The sequence below is a fragment of the Methylosinus sp. RM1 genome (assembly GCF_011378635.1).
GTDB lineage: Bacteria > Pseudomonadota > Alphaproteobacteria > Rhizobiales > Beijerinckiaceae > Methylosinus > Methylosinus sporium.
In genome coordinates, this window is sequence record NZ_WOVC01000013.1 from 24,426 (window position 1) to 43,420 (window position 18,995).

The window sequence follows — 18,995 nt, forward strand, 5'->3', positions numbered from 1 at the left end:
GTCCTCTTGAGCGAGGTGCGACGGCTTGTCAACGTCATGGTTAATGTGGCGCGCGGCGCAATTCATCATGAGGCGGAGGCTATTTCCGGGCGGCCTCGGCTCTATGTCAGCGAAAGACGCGCCCGCTTCTTGTCCCGCGACGCTCCGAGATTCGTTCCGAGACTCGCTCCGAGACACAGGCTCGAAGAGATACGCCATGTCGTTGACAACCAGAACCTCGCTGGCGACCGGGCCGCTCCCGCCGCGCTCCGCCGCCGGCCCTGCGGCCGCTGTTCCGCCGGCGGCCGCCGATTACGGCAAAATGCCGTTGGACGAAGTGCTGACGCGGCTCGGCGTCGATCCGAGACGCGGGCTCGCCGCGGATGAGGCGCGCCGGCGACTGCGGGCCTACGGCCCCAATGCGCTGCCCGAGAAGCGCGTCTCCCTCTGGCGCAAGATCCTCGGCTATTTCGCCGGGCCCATGGCCTATATGATCGAGGCGGCGGCGATCGTCTCCGCGCTGATCGGCCATTGGAATGATTTCGCCATCATCTTCGCTCTGCTGCTGTTCAACGCCGGGCTCGAATTCTGGCAGGATCGCAAAGCCTCCAATGCGCTGGCGGCGCTGAAGAAAGGCCTCGCGCCGGAAGCCACCGTGCTGCGCGACGGCGAATGGAGCGCGAGGCCCGCGGCCGAGCTGACGCCGGGCGACATTGTGAAGATCCGGCTCGGCGTCGTCGTGCCGGCCGATCTGCGGCTCGTGTCGGGAGATTACGCCTCCATCGACCAGGCGGCGCTGACCGGCGAATCGCTGCCCGTCGCCAAAAAGGTCGGCGATGTGGCCTATTCCGGCAGCATAGTGAAGCAGGGCGAGATGATCGGCGTCGTCACGGCGACGGGCGCCAACACATTCTTCGGCCGCACGGCGAGCCTCGTCGCCGGCGCGGGCGCAGCGAGCCATGCGCAAAAGGCCATGTTCGAGATCGGCGATTTTCTCATCGTCGTCGCCGTGGCGCTCGCGGCGGTTCTCGTCGCGGTGAAGGTCTATCGCGATCTCGTCGTCGCCGATGATTGGAGCATGGCGGACGCGCTCTCCATTCTTCAGTTCGTGCTGGTGCTGATGGTCGCCTCCATTCCGGTGGCCATGCCGGCGGTGTTCTCGGTGACGATGGCGCTCGGCGCGCTGGCTCTGTCGAAAGAAAAGGCGATCGTCTCCAAGCTCTCGGCGATAGAGGAGATGGCCGGCGTCGATATTCTGTGCTCCGACAAGACCGGCACGCTGACCAAGAATCAGCTGACGCTGAGCGAGCCTATCCTCTTCGAGTCCAAGGACGCGCAGGATTGTATTCTCGCCGCTGCGCTCGCCTCCAAGCTCGAGGATCGCGACGCCATAGACACGGCCTGCATCGACGCGCTGAAGGACAAGGATGCCCTCAAAACTTATTCGACGACGAAATTCATTCCCTTCGACCCCGTCGCCAAGCGCACGCAGGCGACGGTGACCGATGCGCAGGGCAAGTCGATCATCGTCACCAAAGGCGCGCCGCAGGCGATCGTCGATCTCGTCCACGCCGACGCAGACATCGCGCAGCGCGTGAAAAGAATCGTCGACGAACTCGCCGAAAAAGGCTCGCGCGCGCTCGCCGTGGCGCGCTCGGGGGACGATGGCGCGACGTTCCGGCTGCTCGGAATTTTGCCCATGTTCGATCCGCCGCGCGCCGATTCCAAGGCGACGATCGCCGCCGCTCGCGCCAAGGGCGTGGCGGTGAAAATGGTGACGGGCGACGACACCGCCATAGCGATAGAGACCGCGCGGCAGCTCGGCCTCGGCGATCATATCGTCGCGGCGGCCGATATTTTTCCCAAAGATCTCGATCCCAACCATCTTTCCGCCGATGTCGTCGACGCGATCGAGCGGGCGGACGGCTTCGCCCGCGTCTTTCCCGAGCATAAATATGCGATCGTGAAAGCGTTGCAGCAGCGCGGCCATCTCGTCGCCATGACGGGCGACGGCGTCAATGACGCGCCGGCGCTGAAGCAGGCCGATTGCGGAGTCGCCGTTTCTGGCGCCACCGACGCTGCGCGCGGCGCCGCGGCGCTCATCCTCACCGCGCCGGGGCTTTCCGTCATCTCCAGCGCCATCGACGAGGCGCGGCGCATTTTCGGCCGAATCGAGAGCTACACGACCTATCGCGTCGCTCTGACCATCGACATCATGTTCGTCGTCGTTCTGTCGAGCGTGCTTTTGGGATTCACGCCGCTCACCGCCGCGATGATCGTCGTGATGTCGCTGCTCGACGACGCGCCGATCATGACCATCGCTTATGACAATACGCCGGTCGAGCCGCGGCCGATACGCTGGCGAATGCCGCGGCTGCTCGCCATTGCGACCGTGCTCGGCCTCGTCTGCGTCATCGAATCCTTCGGCCTGCTGCTCATCGGCGTCAGGGCGCTGGCGCGCGAGCCGCTGGGGGAGGCGATGCAGCTGTTCTCGCCGCAGCAATTGCAGACGATGATGTTTCTGCAGCTCGTCGTCGGCGGCCATCTGCTGCTGCTCGTCGCGCGCACGCAGCGCTGGTTCTTCCTGCCGCCTTTTCCGGCCTGGAAGCTCCTCTTCGCGATTCTCGCGACGCAGCTTCTCGCCGCGGCCATGTGCTATTTCGGCTGGCTCGTTCCGCCGATCTCGCTGCGGCTCATCGGCATCGTCTGGGCCTATTGCATCGGCTTCATGTTCATATTGGGATTGGCGCGCAAGATCGTCGCGCGCGTCGTGGATCATCGCATGAGACGGCAGGAGAAAAGCGTGGCCACGGTCGAGCGTCCGCTCTCCGGCGGTCTCGCGTTGGCGCGGCAGGCAGCCTCATCCAGAGGGTAAGCGAATGGATTGGCGTGACAAATACAGGGTCGAGCCGGGTGTGAAGCTCCGCCTCGCCGATTATGATCCTTCCGCTACGGGCAAGCACAAATCGCATGAGGAGGCGCTGCCCAAGATCAAGGAACATGTCGAGCGCATGGCGAAGCTGCAATATCTGCTCTATGCCGATGGTTCGCAGGCGCTGCTGATCGTGCTGCAAGGGCTCGACGCCGGCGGCAAGGACGGCACTATTCGTCATTTGTTTTCGGGCATGAATCCGCAAGGCGTTTCGGTCGCCTGCTTCAAGCAGCCGACGCCGATCGAGCACGACCATGATTTTCTCTGGCGCATTCACGCCCATGCGCCGGCCAAGGGCCAGGTCGTCATCTTCAACCGCTCGCATTACGAGGATGTGCTGGTGGTGCGCGTGCACAAGCTCGTTCCTCGCGACATATGGTCGAAGCGCTATGACGAGATCAATGATTTCGAGAGCCTGCTCACCCGCGACGGCAATGTGCGAATATTGAAATTCTATCTCCACATCAGCCCGGAGGAGCAGCTCGCGCGCTTCGAGCAGCGGCTCGACGATCCGGCGCGCAATTGGAAGATCAGCGAGAGCGATTACACGGAGCGCGAATATTGGCCGCAATATGTGGAGGCCTATGAGGAGGCGCTGGCGCGCACCAGCACGAAGCAGGCGCCCTGGTTCGTGGTTCCGTCGAATCACAAATGGTTTCGCGATCTCGTCATTTCGCGAATCGTGGTCGACACTCTGGACGAGATGGGGCTGAAGCTGCCGCCGACGCGCGTCGATCTCGCGCAGATCGCGAAGAAATATCACGCCGCCGTCGCCGAGGCGAAGAACGGCGGACCCGGGCGTCGCGGCTGAATATCGCCGAAGCGAGGATTTCATGAGAGGTTTCATCGTGATCTCGGGCTGCTCGGGCGGTGGCAAATCGAGCCTGCTCGCCGAACTCGCGCGCCGCGGCTTCGCTGTGGTCGAAGAGCCGGGACGCAGAATCGTCGCCGAGGAGATCGCGGGCGCGGGAGCCGCGCTGCCGTGGGTCGATCTCGCGGCATTCGCGCGTCGCGCCCTTCGAATGGCGATAGAGGATATCGAGAGAGCCGGCCGCGAGACCGGGCTCGTGTTTTTCGATCGAGGGCTGGTCGACGCCGCCGTCGCGCTACAACATGCGACCGGAGAGCCGGCGCAGGCGACCTTGCGCGCGCAGCCGCGCTATGATTCTCGCGTGTTCATGACGCCGCCGTGGCGAGAAATCTATGTCGAGGATACGGAGCGCCGCCATAGCTTCGACGCCGCCGTCGCCGAATACGAGCGGCTCGCGGAAGCTTATCCATTGCTCGGCTATCGGCTGGATGTCTTGCCGCGGGCGAGCGTCGCCGAGCGCGCCGACTTCGTGCTGAATAGGTTGGAAATTTCCGATCAGTCGACCTTGCGCTGAGAATCGCCTTCGCGCTCGTCTCTGCGGCGGAAGCGCAGCACCGCGCCAGGGGCGCGATTGCGGGCGCTGATGCGGCTGCGGCCGGTGCCGGTGAGCACGTAACGGCCGCGGCTGTCGTCCCAACGCATGAGATCGGCCGCAATGGCGCGCTGGCGCAGCGCCATGGTCATCGGATCCTGCACATGCGGCGGCGCGATGTCGCCATGCGCATCGACCTTCTTCAAGGCCTCGATCAGCGTGGTTTCTTGAGAGTCCGTCATCGCTCTCCGTATATGACGCCGATCGAGCCGAGGAGCAAGGATTTTGAACGAATGGCGCCGGCGAAGGTTAGCGTCGTCTCGCATCCCGACGCGGCGTCTTTCGTTCAGCGGGCGGCCTCGGGAAGGCGACGCTTCCACTTTTCGCCGGCCCGCAGCTCCGTTCCGAGAACCCAGCGCAGCTGAATGGCGCGGCGAGTCCTGCGGCTCGTTGTCTCGCTCTCGACCCTGGCGACGGCGATCGGCGCCGGAGCCGGCGGCTGGCGCGCGACAATGGAGATCGGCTCCGGAGCGGGCCGCGGCGCGGGCGCGGCTTTCGGCGTTTTGGGGCGGCGCGCGGCGCGAATCGGCGCGTCGCTCTCGGCGTCGACGATCTTCGGCTCGACGGCTTTCTTCACGCCGCGCGGACGGCCGGGGCCACGGCGGACAGGCGCCTCCGGCTCGGGCGGCGGCGCGATGGGCTCGATGAGGCTCGGCAGCACACGGCCGGTGCTCGCCGGCTGCGCGGACACGGCCTCCGCCTTTATCGCTTCGGCCTTCTTGCCGAAAACGAGATCGGCCGCTTTCATCGCCGCTTCGTAGCCGTCGTCATGCGGCGTCTCGCGTTCCACGACGCGCGGCGCGAAGGCCGCGAGGTCGAGAAAGGCGGGCTTTTGCTCGGCGGCCGCTTCGTCGAGCGGAACGATACGGCTCGACGCGGCCTTGGCGGAGCGCGATTTGAATTCCTTCACGAAGGGGCGAACGATGCGGCGCATGGGTCTCCGGCGTCGAAGGGGGCGGAACGACTTCCGTCGGACGATCTTTCGTCCAAATCGGTTACGTCGGCTCCGAGTTTTCCCAGGATGAACGGAAATTCCGAACGCCGATAGAGTGGGCGAATACTTAGCCGTTGTCGAGAGAAAATAAGAGCACGGCAACAGAAATGTCGCTCGGTCGCACGCGACGATAGACGCTTTTCGGCGCAACTCTACTTTATCGTGCGCATCGTTTCCCGCGTGCGTCGTTGCGCCGCCGTCTATGCTGCGGCGCGACGCGGGCGGGATTGAAGTCGCTCGCAGCGCCTCTAAATGCGTGCGAATAGACGAGAACTCGGGAGCCGATCATGGAGTCCTGCGAACAACCGCTCGCGTCGATGACATTTTGCGAGGCGGTGAGCTGCGTATGGGCCAAGGGCGAAACGGCCGTGAATTCGGTGTTGCAGGCGCCCTCCACGGCGAGCATAGGCGATTGGGGGCTGACGCTGCTCGTTGGTCTCGTTCTGATCAATCTCGTCATCATGCTGTTCAGAGCGGCCTTTCCGCGGCGGCGCTTCGACGAGCATGTCCCGACGCCGAGGGCGTGAGGTAGAGCGCTGCGAGCGAAGATCATGTCGTGAAGTCGACGACGCGAGCGGCGCGCCGCTACGGATTCGTGGCCGGCGTCGCGCGCGTGACGCGCGCCCGACAGTCGATCCGCGATTTCTGGAAGTCCGATCGCCGTTGAATTGATTGGTGGAGCTGGGGGGATTCGAACCCCCGACCTCTGCAGTGCGATTGCAGCGCTCTCCCATCTGAGCTACAGCCCCGCTCCGAGGCGCTGGATACTCGGCGCCTACCCGCCTGTCAATCCGCCCTGCGTCGAAATCGTTCCTCTTTTCCGAGACGGTCTCCGCCGAATGGCCGCGCCGAAGCCGGGGCCGGGGATTGCGGCGGCGGTGCAGGAGGGATAGAGACATTTTTCGACTTCGACCGGTGGAAAGCACATCATGCAATATGCTGTGGCCAATCTCATCTTCACGATCATCGACCTCTATTGGTGGGTCGTCATCGCCATGGCGGTCATGTCATGGCTCATCGCCTTCGATGTGGTGAACACCAGATCGCGCGCAGTCTATTCGCTGTGGAATGCGCTGAACGCGCTGACCGAGCCGGTGCTGCGGCCGATCCGCAGCGTGCTGCCGAGCTTGGGCGGAATGGACATCTCGCCCATCATCCTGCTGCTCGCGCTGCAATTCCTGCGCAATCTGGTCGCCGGCCAGCTCGGCGGCATAGGCTGACATGACGGAGGCCGCCGCCTGGAGCGCGGAGGGCGAAGGCGTCGCTCTCTGGGTTCGGCTGACGCCCAAGGGCGGCCGCGACGCGGTCGAAGGCGTCGAGCGTCTGGCCGACGGCCGGGCGGTGCTCAAGGCCAGGGTGCGGGCCGCGCCCGAGGATGGGCGCGCCAATGACGCGCTGGTCGAACTGGTCGCCGAGACGATCGGCGCGCCGCGCAGAACCGTGTCGATCGCCTCCGGTCACACGGCGCGGCTGAAAAAGCTCTTCATCGCGGGAGATCCCGCACGGCTCCTCGCAGCGCTGGAGAAGACCAGCGCGACAAGAAATGGTTGAGGCATGAGCAAGTCGAAGGTCGGAAATTTTTTCGAGGATTTCTCGCTGGGTCAGGTGATCCGCCACGCCGCGCCGCGCACGGTGACGGCGGGCGACGTCGCGCTCTACACGGCGCTCTATCTGCCGCGCTTCGCCGTCCAATCCTCGGCGACCTTCGCCCAGGCGATCGGCTATAGAGAAGCGCCGATCGACGATATTCTCGTTTTCCATTTCGTGCTCGGCAAGACCGTGCCGGACGTCTCGCTGAACGCCATCGCCAATCTCGGCTATGCGGATTTCAAATTTCTCGTGCCCGTCTATCCGGGCGACACGCTGACGGCGACATCCGAGGTCATCGGCCTCAAGGAGAACTCCAATAAGGAGACCGGCGTCGTCTATGTGCGCTCCACCGGCAAGAATCAGCGCGGCGAGACGGTGCTCGACTACGCCCGCTGGGTGATGGTGAAGAAGCGCGACAAGGACGCCCCCGTGGGGCCGGAAGTCGTGCCGACGCTGCCGAAATCCGTCGCCCCCGCCGATCTCGGCAAGGCCGTGCCGGCGATAAACGTCGCCGCCTACGACAAGGATTTGGCCGGCTCTCCCTATTTCTGGGGCGATTACGAGGTGGGCGAGAAGATCGACCATATCGACGGAATGACCGTGGAGGAGGCCGAGCATCAGATCGCCACGCGCCTCTATCAGAACAATTCCAAGGTCCATTTCAATCAATATTATGAGGCGCAGGGGCGTTTCGGAAAGCGCATCATCTATGGCGGGCATGTGATCTCGCTCGCCCGCGCGCTCTCCTTCAACGGTCTCGAGAACGCCTTCCACATCGCCGCGGTGAATGGCGGGCGCCATGTCAATCCGCTGTTCGCCGGCGGCACCGTCTTCGCCTGGTCGGAAGTGCTGGACAAGGCCGGGATTCCCGGCCGCTCGGACGTTGGCGCGCTGCGCTTGCGGCTCGTCGCCACGAAGGACCACCCGCCGGCGGATTTCCCGCTGACGACGGCCGAGGGTAAGCCGCATCCGGACGTGCTGCTCGACCTCGACTATTGGGCGGTGATGCCGCGCTGACGAAAGCCGCGGCGGCCGGAGAACCGGCCGCCGCTTTGTCTCTCCCCTGGGAGCATAGTGGAGAGGCGTCGCTCAATGGAGCGTTTTCAGCCACTCATCGACATCTTTTTGAACGGCTTCCTTGCTTTTCCCGTAGCGTTTCTGCAATTCGCCTTCGAATTGGTCACGCTTGCCCTGGATTCTGGTCAGATCGTCATCGGTCAAGTCGCCCCATTTCTCTTTGATCTTGCCCGTAGCCTGCTTCCAATTGCCTTGGATCTGGTTCCATTCCATCTTTCTTCTCCTGTGCTCGGGCGCGTCTATTTTGGAGCGCCGCAGGATCGGATGACAATTCTTGCCGCTGGAGATGGTTCCATCGCCCTTCGCCGCGCTCGAGCGCGGCGCTATCTGTTCTCACATCGTGGAATGAAAGGTCGTGACATGATTTCCAAAGCCTGGATTGCGCTCGCGCTGGCTCTTTGTCTCTCCGGCTCCTCGAGCCTCGCGGCGCCGCCCGCGGCGCAGAAAAAGGAGAGCGAGGAGGCCGCGGACCAATCGCAAGGCCTTCCGACAGAGGTCACGACCACGCATTCCATGTCGATCCGCGGCGAGAAGCTGGCCTTCCTCTCCCGCGCCGGCGCGGTGCGGCTGCGCGACGCCCAGAGCGGCGCGCCGCGCGTGGATGTCGCTTTCGTCTCCTATGAGCGCTCCGACGTCGATGCGCTGGCCCGGCCCATCGCCTTCGTCTTCAATGGCGGGCCGGGCGCGGCTTCCGCCTGGCTCGGCCTCGGCGGCGTCTCGCCCTGGCGCCTGTCGCTGGGCGCGGGGCCGCTGTCGCCCTCCGCGCCGCCCGTCGTCGTGGACAATGCCGAAAGCTGGCTGCCTTTCGTCGATCTCGTCTTCATCGACCCGCCGGGCACGGGCTACAGCAAGTTCCTCACAGACAATGAGGAGACGAGAAAGCATTTCTTCTCGGCGCAGGGTGACGCCGAGGCGCTCGCGGTGGTGGTGCGCAAATGGCTGGCGACGCATCGACGCATCGCCTCGCCGAAGTTTCTGGTCGGCGAGAGCTATGGCGGCTTTCGCGCCGTCGAGCTCGCCCATGCGCTGCGCGAGCGCGAGAGCATCGGCGTCGAAGGTCTGGTGCTGATCTCGCCGGCGCTGGATTTCGCCTGGCTGGACAGCCCGCGCAATCTCCTGTCGCTCGCCGGCCGCCTGCCGTCCTATGCGGCGGTGGCGCGCGATGCCAAGCAGCGCGCCGAGCTCGCCGATGTCGAGGCCTACGCCTCCGGCGAATTTCTCGTCGATCTGCTCAAAGGCCCGCGCGACAAGGACGCGCTGGAGCGGCTCGACGCCAATGTCACGCGCTTCACCGGGCTGGAATCGCGGATCGTGATGGAGGAGGGCGGCCGCGTCGCGCTGAAGACTTTTCTGCGCGATCGTCTGCGCGCCTCGCATCGCGTCTCCAGCGCCTATGACGGCGAGATCACGGGCTTCGATCCGCGGCCCTTCTCGCGCGAGAGCAATTGGGCTGATCCGGTGCTCGACGCGCTCGCCGCGCCGCTCGGCGCCGCGATGACGCGCCTGACGATCGAGAAATTGCAATGGCCGATCGGCGACGCGCGCTATGAGATTCTCAATCACAAGGTCGCGCATGATTGGGACTTCGGCCGCGGCGGCCGCGCCAATGCGGAGGCGGTCTCGACGCTGCGCGACGAGCTCGCTCTCGACGCGCGGCTGAAAGTGCTCGTCGCCCATGGGCTCGCCGATCTGGTGACGCCCTATTATGCGAGCAAGCTGCTCATCGATCAGCTGCCCGCTTTCGGCGAGACGACTCGCGTGCGGCTCGTGACCGTGCCCGGCGGGCACATGTCCTATATCCGCGACGATTCCCGCCGTCTGCTGCGCGACGAGGCGCGCAAGACGATCGAAGGCAAATGAGCTTTTCGAGGTCGAGCCGAGCGCGGGCGACGAAAAACGAGGTCGATGGCTCGGCGCGTCGCCCCACGAGCGAAAGGCGATGAGGCGTATCAGATGTATGACGAACGGAGCGGCTAAATCCGCGCGGCTTCAACTTGGAATATTTCCAATAAGTCTCTTTCGAACAATGTCAACAACGTGACAGGAAGCTTTTATTTCAAGACTTTCAAGAATTTGGTCCTTGTAATATTTCCAGTCTACGCATCCTTCGATTGACCCTGCTCGCAGCGGAAAATACGCATAGTGGATCACCTTACCGGTTTTCCCGGACTTGATTCCACGGGGGCAGGACAGAATGAACAACATCAAAGCGCCGTTTTCTCTGCGCAGCCTGCGGCGCGGATCATCCGCGTCGGTCTCGCGCATCGACGGCCCGTCGGCGAAACTGTTGGGAGTAGCGGCTCTGCTGGCCGCGGGCGTCGGCGTCGCGACAGCGCAGGAAGCCAGTCAGTCTCTGCCGGCGGTGCGCGTCGACGCGCCGAAGGAGAAGCCGAAGCCGGTGGTTCATGCGGCGCCCGCCGCCCATCAGGCCGCCAAGCCGCGCCGTGCGACGCGCGCTCCCTCGACGCAACCCGCCGCTCCACAAGCCGGCGCGCAAGGCGCCCAGAGCGCGCAGGCGGGGGCAGGGGGCGGCGCCGCGCCGGCCGACGCCAATCCCTATGCCGATCCCAAGGCGCCCTATAAGGCCGATCGGCTGTCGTCCAACAAATTCACCCAGCCGCTGCTGAACACGCCGCGCACCGTGACCGTGCTCACCAAGGAAGTGCTCGAGGACAAGAACGCCTTCACGCTGAAGGAAATCGCGCGCAGCACGGCCGGCGTCACGCTCGGCTCGGGCGAGGGCGGCAACGCCTTCGGCGATCGCTTCTTCATCCGCGGCTTCGACGCCCGCAACGACATATTCGTCGACGGCGTGCGCGATCCGGGCGTCAGCTTGCGCGAGAATTTCTATACGGAGCAGGTGGAAATCCTGCGCGGTCCCGGCTCCAGTTTCGCCGGCCGCGGCACCGCCGGCGGCGCGCTCAACATCGTCACCAAGACGGCCAAGGAGCAGGACTTCTACGATATGAAGTTCACCGGCGGCCCGTCGGACAACTCCAAGCGCGTGCAGATCGACGTCAACAAGGCGATCAGCCCGATTCTCGCCGTGCGCGTCAATGGCCTGTTCCAGGACGCCAATGTCGCCGGGCGCGATTACGTCACCGACGACCGCAATGGCGTCTCGGGCTCCGTCGTCTTCAAGCCGATCGACAACTTCACGCTCACGGCGAATTACACCCATTCCTATCAGAACGGCCTGCCGGACTTCGGCATTCCCTATAACCGCACGACCAATCGGCCTTACGCGGAAGGCGTCACCTCGCGCAACACCTGGTATGGGCTGCTCAATCGCGACTTCCAGAAATATCGCCAGGACTTCGGCACTTTCACCGGCGAGTATCGCGTCAATGACGATCTGAAGATCACCAGCCGGCTGCGCCAGAGCCGCTCGGTGGTCGATTACATCGGCACGTTGACGCAGAGCGCCAATTGGGCCGCCGGCACGGTGAACATCGGCGCGCAGAGCCGCTACCAAGTGACCAATACGCTCGCGAGCCAGACCGACATAAATTACAAATTCGTCACCGGCCCGGTGAAGCATGAGGTCGTCCTCGGCGCCGAATATAGCAGGGAAGGGCTGACGCGAACCAATTACACCAATCTCTCGTCGGAGCTGAACGGAGGCGCCGTCGGCGGCGCGCTCGTGTGCAATCTCTATCTGCCGTGCAATTCTCTGCCTTTCCTCAACACGCCGACGCGCAATCAGAATGTGACGCGCGTCGCCGTGGACACCAAGGCGGGCTATCTCATCGAGACGGCCAATTATGAGGATATCGTCATCGCCAACGCCGGCGTGCGCTTCGACGATTACACCATCACCAACCGCAACGAGGCCTATACGACCTTCGCCGCCAATCACACCAGCCTCGTCAATTACAATTTCGGCCTGGTGCTGAAGCCGCTGCCGGAAGTGAGCCTCTATGCGGCCTATGCGACCTCGGCCAATCCGGTCGGCGCGGAGCTCGACGGCGGCGCGGCCAATTACGGCGGTCTCACCACGGCGGTGCAGATCTTCCCGCCGCAGCGCAATTACGCCAAGGAAATCGGCGCCAAATGGGAGCTGTTCGACCGCCATCTGCTGGCGACCGCCGCGCTGTTCCGCACCGACGTGAACGGAGCGCGCGAGGTGAACGGCTCGGTGACGACGGGCGACGCCGCCTATTATGTCCAAGGCGCGGACATAGAGATCGCCGGCAACATCACAGACAAATGGAGCGTGACCGGCGGTCTCGTCATCATGGAGTCGAAGGTCACTCGTTCGCAGATCAGGACCAATGTCGGCCTACAACTCGCCAATATCGCGCATGAATCCTTCAGCCTGCTGAGCAAATATCAGTTCGGCGATCTCTTCGGCTTCGAGGCGGATCGGCTCGAATTCGGCGGCCAGGCGGTCTATCGCTCGAAGATATACGGCGGCAACAATATCATCGCCAATGGCGCGACGGCCGTGAACGGCACGACGGGTTGGCCTGCGCCGACGGCGGCCAATCCCTTCGTGAATGTGCCGACCGTGCTGCCCTCCTACTGGCGCTTCGACGCTTTCCTCGAAGGCAAGGTCACCGAAAATATCACGCTCAAGGTCTCGGTCATGAATATGTTCGACCGCACCTATTATGACGCCTTCTATCAGACGGCGACGCCTTTCACCCAGGTGGCGCCCGGCCGCACCGTGCTGTTCGAGGCGCGCGCCAAATTCTGAGATGTATTATCGCAGGCGCCGGCTCCCTTGGAAAAGTTTCAAACAAGGAGCCGGCGCCTTTTCATTGCGCCGCAAAAAATGGAATGTGCGGATATGCTGATCTGCGTGCCGGACGTTCTGAGCAAGGAGACGGTCGCTCAATTCCGCAGCGTCATGGACGCCGCGGAATGGGAGGACGGCGCTTCCACCGCCGGCGCGCAGCCGCCCTCGGTGAAGAGCAATGAGCAGCTGCCGCCCAATGGCGATTTGTCTCGGCGCCTCGGCGAGCGCCTTTTGCAGGCGATCGTCTCGCATCCGGGCTTTGTCGCCGCGGCGATTCCGCTACGCATCTATCCGCCCATGTTCAATCGTTATCGCGTCGGGCATCGTTTCGGCGTGCATGTCGACAACGCCGTTCGCGGCGATCCGCTGACCGGCGTGCGCATTCGCGCCGATCTCGCCGTCACGGTCTTTCTCTCCGAGCCGGAGGAATATGAAGGCGGCGAGCTCGTCGTCGACGACGCATACGACTCGCATCAGGTCAAGCTTCCGGCCGGCGCGCTCGCTGTCTATCCGGCGAGCGATCTGCACATGGTGTCGCCCGTCACGCGCGGCGCGCGTGTCGCCTCCTTCTTCTGGGTGCAGAGCATGATCCGCCAGGAGAGCGTGCGCGACGTGATCTATGATCTCGACACGGCGATCCAGCAGCTCGCGCCGCGGCTCGGCGGAGACGACGAGGATGTGATGAAGCTCGGCGGCGTGTATCACAATCTCATACGCCATTGGAGCGAGGTATGAGGGTCGCGCCATGCTGATCTGCATACCCGATGTGCTCGATGCGCGGCAGGTCGCCTATTTTCGCGACGTGATGTCGCAGACCATATGGGAAGACGGCCGCACGACGGCCGGCTCGCAGTCGAGCCTGGTGAAGAATAATCTGCAATTGCCGCAAGACGGCGCCGCCGCCCGCGAATTGGGCGATCTCGTGCTCGATGCGCTCGCAGCCTGTCCGACTTTCGTCTCCGCCGCTCTGCCGCTACGGATTTTCCCGCCGCTGTTCAACCGCTATGGCGCGGGGCATGATTTCGGACTGCATGTCGACAACGCCATTCGCGGCGTGCCGCGCACTTCGGTGCGCATTCGCACCGATCTCTCCGTCACTCTGTTTCTCGTAGATCCCGACGAATACGACGGCGGCGAGCTCGTCATCGAGGACCATTATGGCGCGCAGGAAGTGAAGCTGCCCGCCGGTCATCTGGTGCTCTATCCATCGACGAGCCTGCATCTCGTGCGAGAAGTGACGCGCGGCGAACGCGTCGCATCCTTCTTCTGGCTTCAAAGCATGATTCGCGACAACGTGGTACGTTCGTTGCTTTTCGATTTGGACCAGACGATTCAAGGTCTCACGGAGCGGCTCGGCGTCGGCGATCCGGCCTGCGTCAAGCTGACGGGCGTCTATCACAATCTCATTCGCATATGGGCGGAAGCATGAAACGGTCATTTCAGACGCTAGCGATCGCGGCCTCGTCTCTCCTCCTCTCGACGTCTCTCTGTCTGGCCGAAGGGCGCGCGGACATCATCAATCGTCCGCATGATCTTTCCGTGTCGAGCATGTTCCTCAACGCCGACATCGTTGTGAAGATCGTCATGCTGGGCCTCGTCAGCGCCTCCATCGGCACATGGACGGTGCTCATCGCCAAGACGATCGAATTGCGGCGCGCGCGCGCGCGCATTCGCGGCTCTATCGAGCGTCTGCAGGAGGCGCGCGGCCTCGCGGAAGCGCGTCTCGCGCTCGGCGGCGACGATCCTCTGGCGAGCGCTCTGATCGCCGAGGCGCTGCGCGAGTTCCGCCTCTCTTCCGATCTCTCCTCCGCCGGCGGATTGAAGGAGCGCGTCGCGTCGAGCTTCGCCGAGATCGAGCGCGCCGAGAGCCTCTCCATTCGTCGCGGCACGGGGCTGCTCGCTTCGGTCGGCTCCACCGGTCCCTTCATCGGCCTGTTCGGCACGGTGTGGGGCATTATGAACAGCTTCATCGGCATATCGAAAGCGCAGACGACCAATCTCGCCGTCGTCGCGCCCGGCATCGCCGAGGCGTTGCTCGCCACCGCCATCGGCCTCATCGCCGCCATTCCCGCCGTGCTGATCTACAATCATCTCGCGCGGCAGACGAGCGCCTATCTCGAGCTCGTCTCCAATCTCTCCGGCGAACTGCTGCGCATCGTCTCGCGCGATCTCGATCGCGGCGTCCAGCAGGCGCCCGCGGCTTTGCGCGCGGCGGAGTAACGCTCATGGCCGGCAATATCGGAGGATCGTCGCGCGGCGCGCTCGAAGAGACGCACGAGATCAATGTCACGCCCTTCATCGACGTGATGCTCGTGCTGCTGATCATCTTCATGGTGGCGGCGCCGCTCGCCACTGTCGATCTTCCCGTCGATCTGCCGGCCGCGAGCGCGGCGACGCACACAAAGCCCGACAAGCCGATCTATCTCACCATTCAGGCCGATCTGGCGCTCGCTCTGGGCGAGACGCCGGTGAAGCGCAATGATCTCATCGCCTCGCTGGACTCGCTCGCCGGCGGCGATAAGGACAAGCGCGTCTTCCTGCGCGCCGACACGGCGGTGCCCTATGGCGAGATGATGGCCATTCTCGAGCGCCTGCGCTCAGGCGGCTACGCCAAGATCTCGCTCGTCGCGCTCGACGCCGGCGGCGCGGCGACGGGCGGAGCCGCGAAATGAGCGTCGCCGCCGATCTCGACACGGGCCGGAACAATCGTATCTGGACCGGCGCGGCGCTAGCTGCGCTGATCGCGCATCTTCTGGCGCTCGCCGCTATTTTCGTCGTCTTCGAGGTCGAGACCGACGATGATTCGAGCGGCGCCCCGGCGATCGAGATCGGCCTCGCGCCCGCCGCGCCGCATGTCGAGGACGCTCCCGACGCGCCTCCCGGCCCGCAGGCCGACGAAGCCGCCGCCGCCGCGCCGGCCGTCGCCGCCTCCCAGACCAAGGACAATGACGATCCCAAAATCGCGCGCGTCGAGGCCGACGACGCCGATTATGCGACCGCCGAACAGCACGAGAAGCCGGTCGATGAGCCGACCAAGCGCGAGGCGACGCCGGTGATCTCCGCGGAGTCCGCGGCCTCCGAGGCGGCCGCGCCGCCGAAGTCGGATGTGGAGCGGGAAGCGCCTCGGGCCGTCGCGCCCGCTCAGGGCATGGACAAGGCGGCCCGCGCGGCGGCGCTCTCTTGGCAGAAGCGGCTGGTGGCGCATCTGCACCGGCACCTGCGTTACCCGCGCGGCGTTCCTCGGCGCTCCGTGGAAGTCGGCGTCAGCTTCACATTGGATCGGCTCGGACATGTGGTCGCCTCTAGCGTCTATCGCTCCTCCGGCGATTCCGCCTTCGACGAGGCGGCCCTCGCGATGCTGAAGCGCGCAGATCCGGTTATCGCGCCCCCGCCCGTCGTCGCCGACGAGCGTCTCTCATTCGACATTCCGGTGAAGTTCGGCCCCGAAGTGCGCTGAAGAGACTCACTGAGGCGCGGTCATCAGCTCCAGAAGATGGCCGTCGGGCGTCTCGAAATAGACGCCGCGGCCGCCGTTCCAATCATTGAGCTTCTTATCGTCCCGGCTCCAGGGCGCGCTGCCATAGGGCCGCCCGGAAGCGCGCACGCGCTCGAGTATGGCGTCGAACTCGGCGTCGGAGACATGGAAGGCGTAATGGCTCGCCGGGAAGGTTTCGTCGTCGGAGAAGAGAAAGGTCAGCGCGGCATTGACATGGACCGGGGCAAAATGCCCGTCGGACGAGGGCTCGTATTCGAGGCCGAGGACGCGAGCGAACCAGTCGGCCGCCGCGCCCTTCTCATGGGCGGGAACGATCGTGTGGTTCAATGTGACGGTCATGAGCGTCTCGCTCCGGCGTGGCGCCGTGAATTAACGATCTCGAGAAGCCGCGGTTCCCGCCACGCTGAGATTTCGACCGTCGTTCACGACATGATAGCTTCGGCCGCTTCTTTCGGGGCGGATCGAGGAGGGGGGATTGAGCGTGCGGAACAATGCGCTGCGCGACCTCTTGCGGGTGAAGTCGATCGAATCGCTGCAGTCGGAGTCCGGTCGGCATAGCGAGCTGCGCCGCGTGCTCGGCCTGTGGCAATTGACCAGCATCGGCCTCGGCGGGCTGATCGGCGTCGGCATTTTCGTGCTCACGGGCGTGGTGGCGGCGACGCAGGCGGGGCCGGCGGTCTCGCTGTCCTTCCTCATCGCCGGCGTCGCCAGCGCGGCCGCGGCGCTCTGCTATGCGGAGTTCGCCGGCATGATCCCGGCGGCGGGCAGCGCCTATACTTACGCCTATGCCGTGCTCGGCGAGCTCGCGGCCTGGATCATAGGCTGGGATCTGCTGCTCGAATATGCGCTCGTCGTCGCCGTGGTCTCCATCGGCTGGTCCGGCTATCTGCAGGCGCTGCTCGGCCAGCTCGGCCTCGCCCTGCCGATCTGGGCCTCGGGCGCCGCCGGGACGGGCGAGGGGCGCATTGTCGATCTCGCGGCCATATTGGGCGCGCTCTTCGTGGCGGGCGTGCTGGTGCTGCGCATCGAATGGGGCGCGCGATTCAACGCCGTGATGGTGATCGTGAAGACGGCGGCGGTTTTGCTCGTCGTCGCCGTGGGCCTGCCGCATGTGCGTCTCGAGAATTGGACGCCTTTCATGCCTTACGGCTTCGGCGGCGTCGTCGAAGGCGCGGCGGTCGTGTTCTTCGCCGTCTTCGGCTATGACACGCTGACCACCGCGGCCGAGGAGGCGAAAGACCCGCAGCGCCAATTGCCTCGCGCGGTGCTGCTGTCGCTCGCTGTCGCGCTCACGCTCTATGTGGTGATGTCGCTCGTGCTCACCGGAATGGTGCGCTACGACACGCTGAACAATCCCGCGCCTGTCGCCGCGGCCTTTACGGCGGTCGGTCTGCCCTGGGCGACCTTCGTCGTCTCCGTCGCCGCCGTCGCCGGCATCGTCAGCGTCATGTTGGCGTTTTTGCTCGGCTGCGCGCGCGCATCTGCTTCGCCATGAGCCGCGACGGGCTGCTACCGGCGTGGTTCTCCCATGCGCATCCGCGCTTTCATACGCCGCATCGCCCGACGTTGGTCATCGGCGCGCTCACCGCCATCGTCGCGGGGCTCTATCCGATCCGCGAGGTCGCCGAGCTCGTCAATATCGGAACGCTGTCCGCTTTTGTCGTCATTTGCATTTCGATCATCGTGATGCGGCGCACGCGTCCCGATGCGCAGCGCAGCTTTCGCACGCCGCTCGTGCCATTCGTGCCGCTCGTCGGCGTCGGCTTCTCGCTTTGGCTTCTCTCCAAGCTGCCGCCCGCGGCCTGGGAGCGTTTCGTAATATGGATGACGATCGGGCTGATCTTCTACTTTTCCTACGGCCGCGAGCGCAGCAAGCTGGCGCGCGCAGCGCGAGCGAGCGCGGAATAGGCCCGAGCAGCTTGAAAATCCGGGGGACCCGCTTCAGATAGATGAAAGCAGGTCCGTGCGACCGCGATTGTCGTCTCCGGCGCGCCGCTCGGAGGGGATCGAATTGAATGAGTGACGTCGTGGGCGTATCCTCGGCAGTCGAGGGTAAGAACCGGATCGCCGAGCTCGAGGCGGAGCTCGCGAGCGTGCGAGCCGAGCTATGCGCCGAGAGAGATCGCTATCGCGAGCTGCGCCACCGCGTCCGCAACGATCTGCAGGCGCTGGCGACATTGATCTCCGCCCAATCGCGGCGTCTCGAGAAGCCCGAAGGTTGCAGCAATTGCGCCATGCGTCTTCGCAGCGCCGTGGAGCTCCACAATGCGCTGGACGAGGACGATGATGCGGACATCTGCATGTCCTCCTATCTCTGGGCGCTGTCCGAAGCGCGCCGCAAGGCTTTCGACGATCGCATCGTCGGCGAGACGATCGCGGACGATGACATTTTTCTCCATTATCGGCGCGCGCAATGTGTCGGCCTCGTCTATGTCGAGGCCGTCACCAATGCGATGAAGCACGCGTTTCCCGACGGAGCGCATGGCGAGGTGCAGGCGCGTCTGCGCCGCATCGGCGACAGGCTCGAGCTGACGGTCGCCGACAATGGCTGCGGCTTCGATCCGGCCAAGGTCGCGAAGGGCGACGGGCTTCAGCTGATGCGGGGGCTCGCGCGTCAATTGAAAGGCCAAGTCTTCTTCGAGCGGCTTCCACAGGGCGCATTGGTGCGGCTCGATTTCCCGGAATATGTCGCGGCATAATCTGGGCTGCGAGCCGGTTCCGAT

21 protein-coding genes and 1 tRNA gene are annotated in these 18,995 nt (G+C 64.5%); 17 read left to right on the forward strand and 5 right to left on the reverse strand.

Annotation, left to right across the window (positions count from 1 at the left end; all coding sequences use genetic code 11):
* Nucleotides 1-196: 196 nt before the first annotated feature.
* Genes FMZ75_RS11060 through FMZ75_RS11070 form a run of 3 tightly spaced genes read left to right on the forward strand, consistent with a single transcriptional unit; the run spans nucleotide 197 to nucleotide 4,296 of the window.
* Nucleotides 197-2,854 carry a plasma-membrane proton-efflux P-type ATPase gene (locus FMZ75_RS11060; RefSeq protein ID WP_246728902.1) on the forward strand — a complete coding sequence of 886 codons (2,658 nt, stop codon included), beginning with the start codon at nucleotides 197-199 and terminating at the stop codon, nucleotides 2,852-2,854.
* Nucleotides 2,855-2,858: 4 nt separating this feature from the next.
* Nucleotides 2,859-3,722 (forward strand): polyphosphate kinase 2 family protein, encoded by an 864-nt coding sequence (locus tag FMZ75_RS11065; protein WP_166142804.1) that lies wholly within the window; start codon nucleotides 2,859-2,861, stop codon nucleotides 3,720-3,722.
* A gap of 22 nt (nucleotides 3,723-3,744) precedes the next feature.
* Complete coding sequence (locus FMZ75_RS11070; RefSeq protein ID WP_142863709.1) at nucleotides 3,745-4,296, forward strand: AAA family ATPase; 552 nt, start codon at nucleotides 3,745-3,747, stop codon at nucleotides 4,294-4,296.
* Here the strand turns inward: FMZ75_RS11070 and FMZ75_RS11075 are convergent.
* Nucleotides 4,278-4,556 carry a hypothetical protein gene (locus tag FMZ75_RS11075; RefSeq protein WP_108918397.1) on the reverse strand — a complete coding sequence of 93 codons (279 nt, stop codon included), beginning with the start codon at nucleotides 4,554-4,556 and terminating at the stop codon, nucleotides 4,278-4,280. The genes FMZ75_RS11070 and FMZ75_RS11075 overlap by 19 nt on opposite strands.
* 104 nt (nucleotides 4,557-4,660) lie before the next feature.
* Entirely contained in the window at nucleotides 4,661-5,308 is a 648-nt protein-coding gene (locus FMZ75_RS11080) for a hypothetical protein (RefSeq protein ID WP_142863710.1), read from the reverse strand.
* A 347-nt stretch (nucleotides 5,309-5,655) separates the two neighbouring features.
* On the opposite strand from FMZ75_RS11080, the gene FMZ75_RS11085 reads away from it, so the two are divergent.
* Nucleotides 5,656-5,895, forward strand: a complete 240-nt coding sequence (locus FMZ75_RS11085) for a hypothetical protein (RefSeq protein WP_108918395.1) — start codon at nucleotides 5,656-5,658, stop codon at nucleotides 5,893-5,895.
* Nucleotides 5,896-6,041: 146 nt separating this feature from the next.
* Here FMZ75_RS11085 and FMZ75_RS11090 read toward each other — a convergent pair.
* A tRNA-Ala gene (locus tag FMZ75_RS11090) sits at nucleotides 6,042-6,117 on the reverse strand.
* Between the two features lie 180 nt (nucleotides 6,118-6,297).
* On the opposite strand from FMZ75_RS11090, the gene FMZ75_RS11095 reads away from it, so the two are divergent.
* From FMZ75_RS11095 to FMZ75_RS11105, 3 genes are read left to right on the forward strand one after another with little or no spacing between them, the layout of a single operon-like run.
* The gene (locus FMZ75_RS11095; RefSeq protein ID WP_108918394.1) at nucleotides 6,298-6,588 is read left to right on the forward strand and encodes a YggT family protein; all 291 of its coding nucleotides are present in this window, start codon (nucleotides 6,298-6,300) and stop codon (nucleotides 6,586-6,588) included.
* A gap of 1 nt (nucleotide 6,589) precedes the next feature.
* A complete protein-coding gene (locus FMZ75_RS11100) occupies nucleotides 6,590-6,919 on the forward strand; it encodes a DUF167 family protein (protein WP_166142806.1) in 330 nt (109 codons plus the stop codon).
* A 3-nt stretch (nucleotides 6,920-6,922) separates the two neighbouring features.
* Nucleotides 6,923-7,975, forward strand: coding sequence for a MaoC family dehydratase (locus tag FMZ75_RS11105; protein ID WP_166142808.1), 1,053 nt, complete (start codon nucleotides 6,923-6,925; stop codon nucleotides 7,973-7,975).
* A 72-nt stretch (nucleotides 7,976-8,047) separates the two neighbouring features.
* Here the strand turns inward: FMZ75_RS11105 and FMZ75_RS11110 are convergent, their stop codons facing one another.
* Nucleotides 8,048-8,248 carry a CsbD family protein gene (locus FMZ75_RS11110; protein ID WP_024879662.1) on the reverse strand — a complete coding sequence of 67 codons (201 nt, stop codon included), beginning with the start codon at nucleotides 8,246-8,248 and terminating at the stop codon, nucleotides 8,048-8,050.
* A 147-nt stretch (nucleotides 8,249-8,395) separates the two neighbouring features.
* Here FMZ75_RS11110 and FMZ75_RS11115 point away from each other — a divergent pair, with 147 nt between their 5' ends.
* The 7 genes from FMZ75_RS11115 to FMZ75_RS11145 all read left to right on the forward strand — a co-directional run bounded on the left by FMZ75_RS11115 (nucleotide 8,396) and on the right by FMZ75_RS11145 (nucleotide 16,233).
* On the forward strand, nucleotides 8,396-9,895 hold the full coding sequence (locus FMZ75_RS11115) for a S10 family peptidase (RefSeq protein WP_166142810.1): 1,500 nt from the start codon (nucleotides 8,396-8,398) through the stop codon (nucleotides 9,893-9,895).
* Between the two features lie 334 nt (nucleotides 9,896-10,229).
* Nucleotides 10,230-12,734, forward strand: coding sequence for a TonB-dependent siderophore receptor (locus FMZ75_RS11120; RefSeq protein WP_166142812.1), 2,505 nt, complete (start codon nucleotides 10,230-10,232; stop codon nucleotides 12,732-12,734).
* Nucleotides 12,735-12,827: 93 nt separating this feature from the next.
* Complete coding sequence (locus tag FMZ75_RS11125) at nucleotides 12,828-13,511, forward strand: Fe2+-dependent dioxygenase (protein ID WP_166142814.1); 684 nt, start codon at nucleotides 12,828-12,830, stop codon at nucleotides 13,509-13,511.
* Nucleotides 13,512-13,521: 10 nt separating this feature from the next.
* A complete protein-coding gene (locus FMZ75_RS11130) occupies nucleotides 13,522-14,205 on the forward strand; it encodes a Fe2+-dependent dioxygenase (RefSeq protein ID WP_166142816.1) in 684 nt (227 codons plus the stop codon).
* Nucleotides 14,202-14,996 (forward strand): tonB-system energizer ExbB, encoded by a 795-nt coding sequence (exbB, locus tag FMZ75_RS11135; RefSeq protein ID WP_166142818.1) that lies wholly within the window; start codon nucleotides 14,202-14,204, stop codon nucleotides 14,994-14,996. Before FMZ75_RS11130 ends, exbB begins: the two co-directional genes overlap by 4 nt.
* Nucleotides 14,997-15,001: 5 nt before the next feature.
* Entirely contained in the window at nucleotides 15,002-15,448 is a 447-nt protein-coding gene (gene exbD, locus FMZ75_RS11140; RefSeq protein ID WP_142863809.1) for a TonB system transport protein ExbD, read from the forward strand.
* A complete protein-coding gene (locus tag FMZ75_RS11145) occupies nucleotides 15,445-16,233 on the forward strand; it encodes an energy transducer TonB (protein ID WP_166142820.1) in 789 nt (262 codons plus the stop codon). Before exbD ends, FMZ75_RS11145 begins: the two co-directional genes overlap by 4 nt.
* Nucleotides 16,234-16,239: 6 nt before the next feature.
* Here the strand turns inward: FMZ75_RS11145 and FMZ75_RS11150 are convergent, their stop codons facing one another.
* Nucleotides 16,240-16,611, reverse strand: coding sequence for a VOC family protein (locus tag FMZ75_RS11150; RefSeq protein ID WP_166142822.1), 372 nt, complete (start codon nucleotides 16,609-16,611; stop codon nucleotides 16,240-16,242).
* Between the two features lie 142 nt (nucleotides 16,612-16,753).
* On the opposite strand from FMZ75_RS11150, the gene FMZ75_RS21905 reads away from it, so the two are divergent.
* The 3 genes from FMZ75_RS21905 to FMZ75_RS11160 all read left to right on the forward strand — a co-directional run bounded on the left by FMZ75_RS21905 (nucleotide 16,754) and on the right by FMZ75_RS11160 (nucleotide 18,971).
* A complete protein-coding gene (locus FMZ75_RS21905) occupies nucleotides 16,754-17,767 on the forward strand; it encodes an amino acid permease (protein WP_370464705.1) in 1,014 nt (337 codons plus the stop codon).
* Nucleotides 17,764-18,180, forward strand: a complete 417-nt coding sequence (locus FMZ75_RS21910) for an amino acid permease (protein ID WP_255461804.1) — start codon at nucleotides 17,764-17,766, stop codon at nucleotides 18,178-18,180. Before FMZ75_RS21905 ends, FMZ75_RS21910 begins: the two co-directional genes overlap by 4 nt.
* A 107-nt stretch (nucleotides 18,181-18,287) precedes the next feature.
* Nucleotides 18,288-18,971 (forward strand): sensor histidine kinase, encoded by a 684-nt coding sequence (locus FMZ75_RS11160; protein WP_166142824.1) that lies wholly within the window; start codon nucleotides 18,288-18,290, stop codon nucleotides 18,969-18,971.
* Nucleotides 18,972-18,995 lie beyond the last annotated feature (24 nt).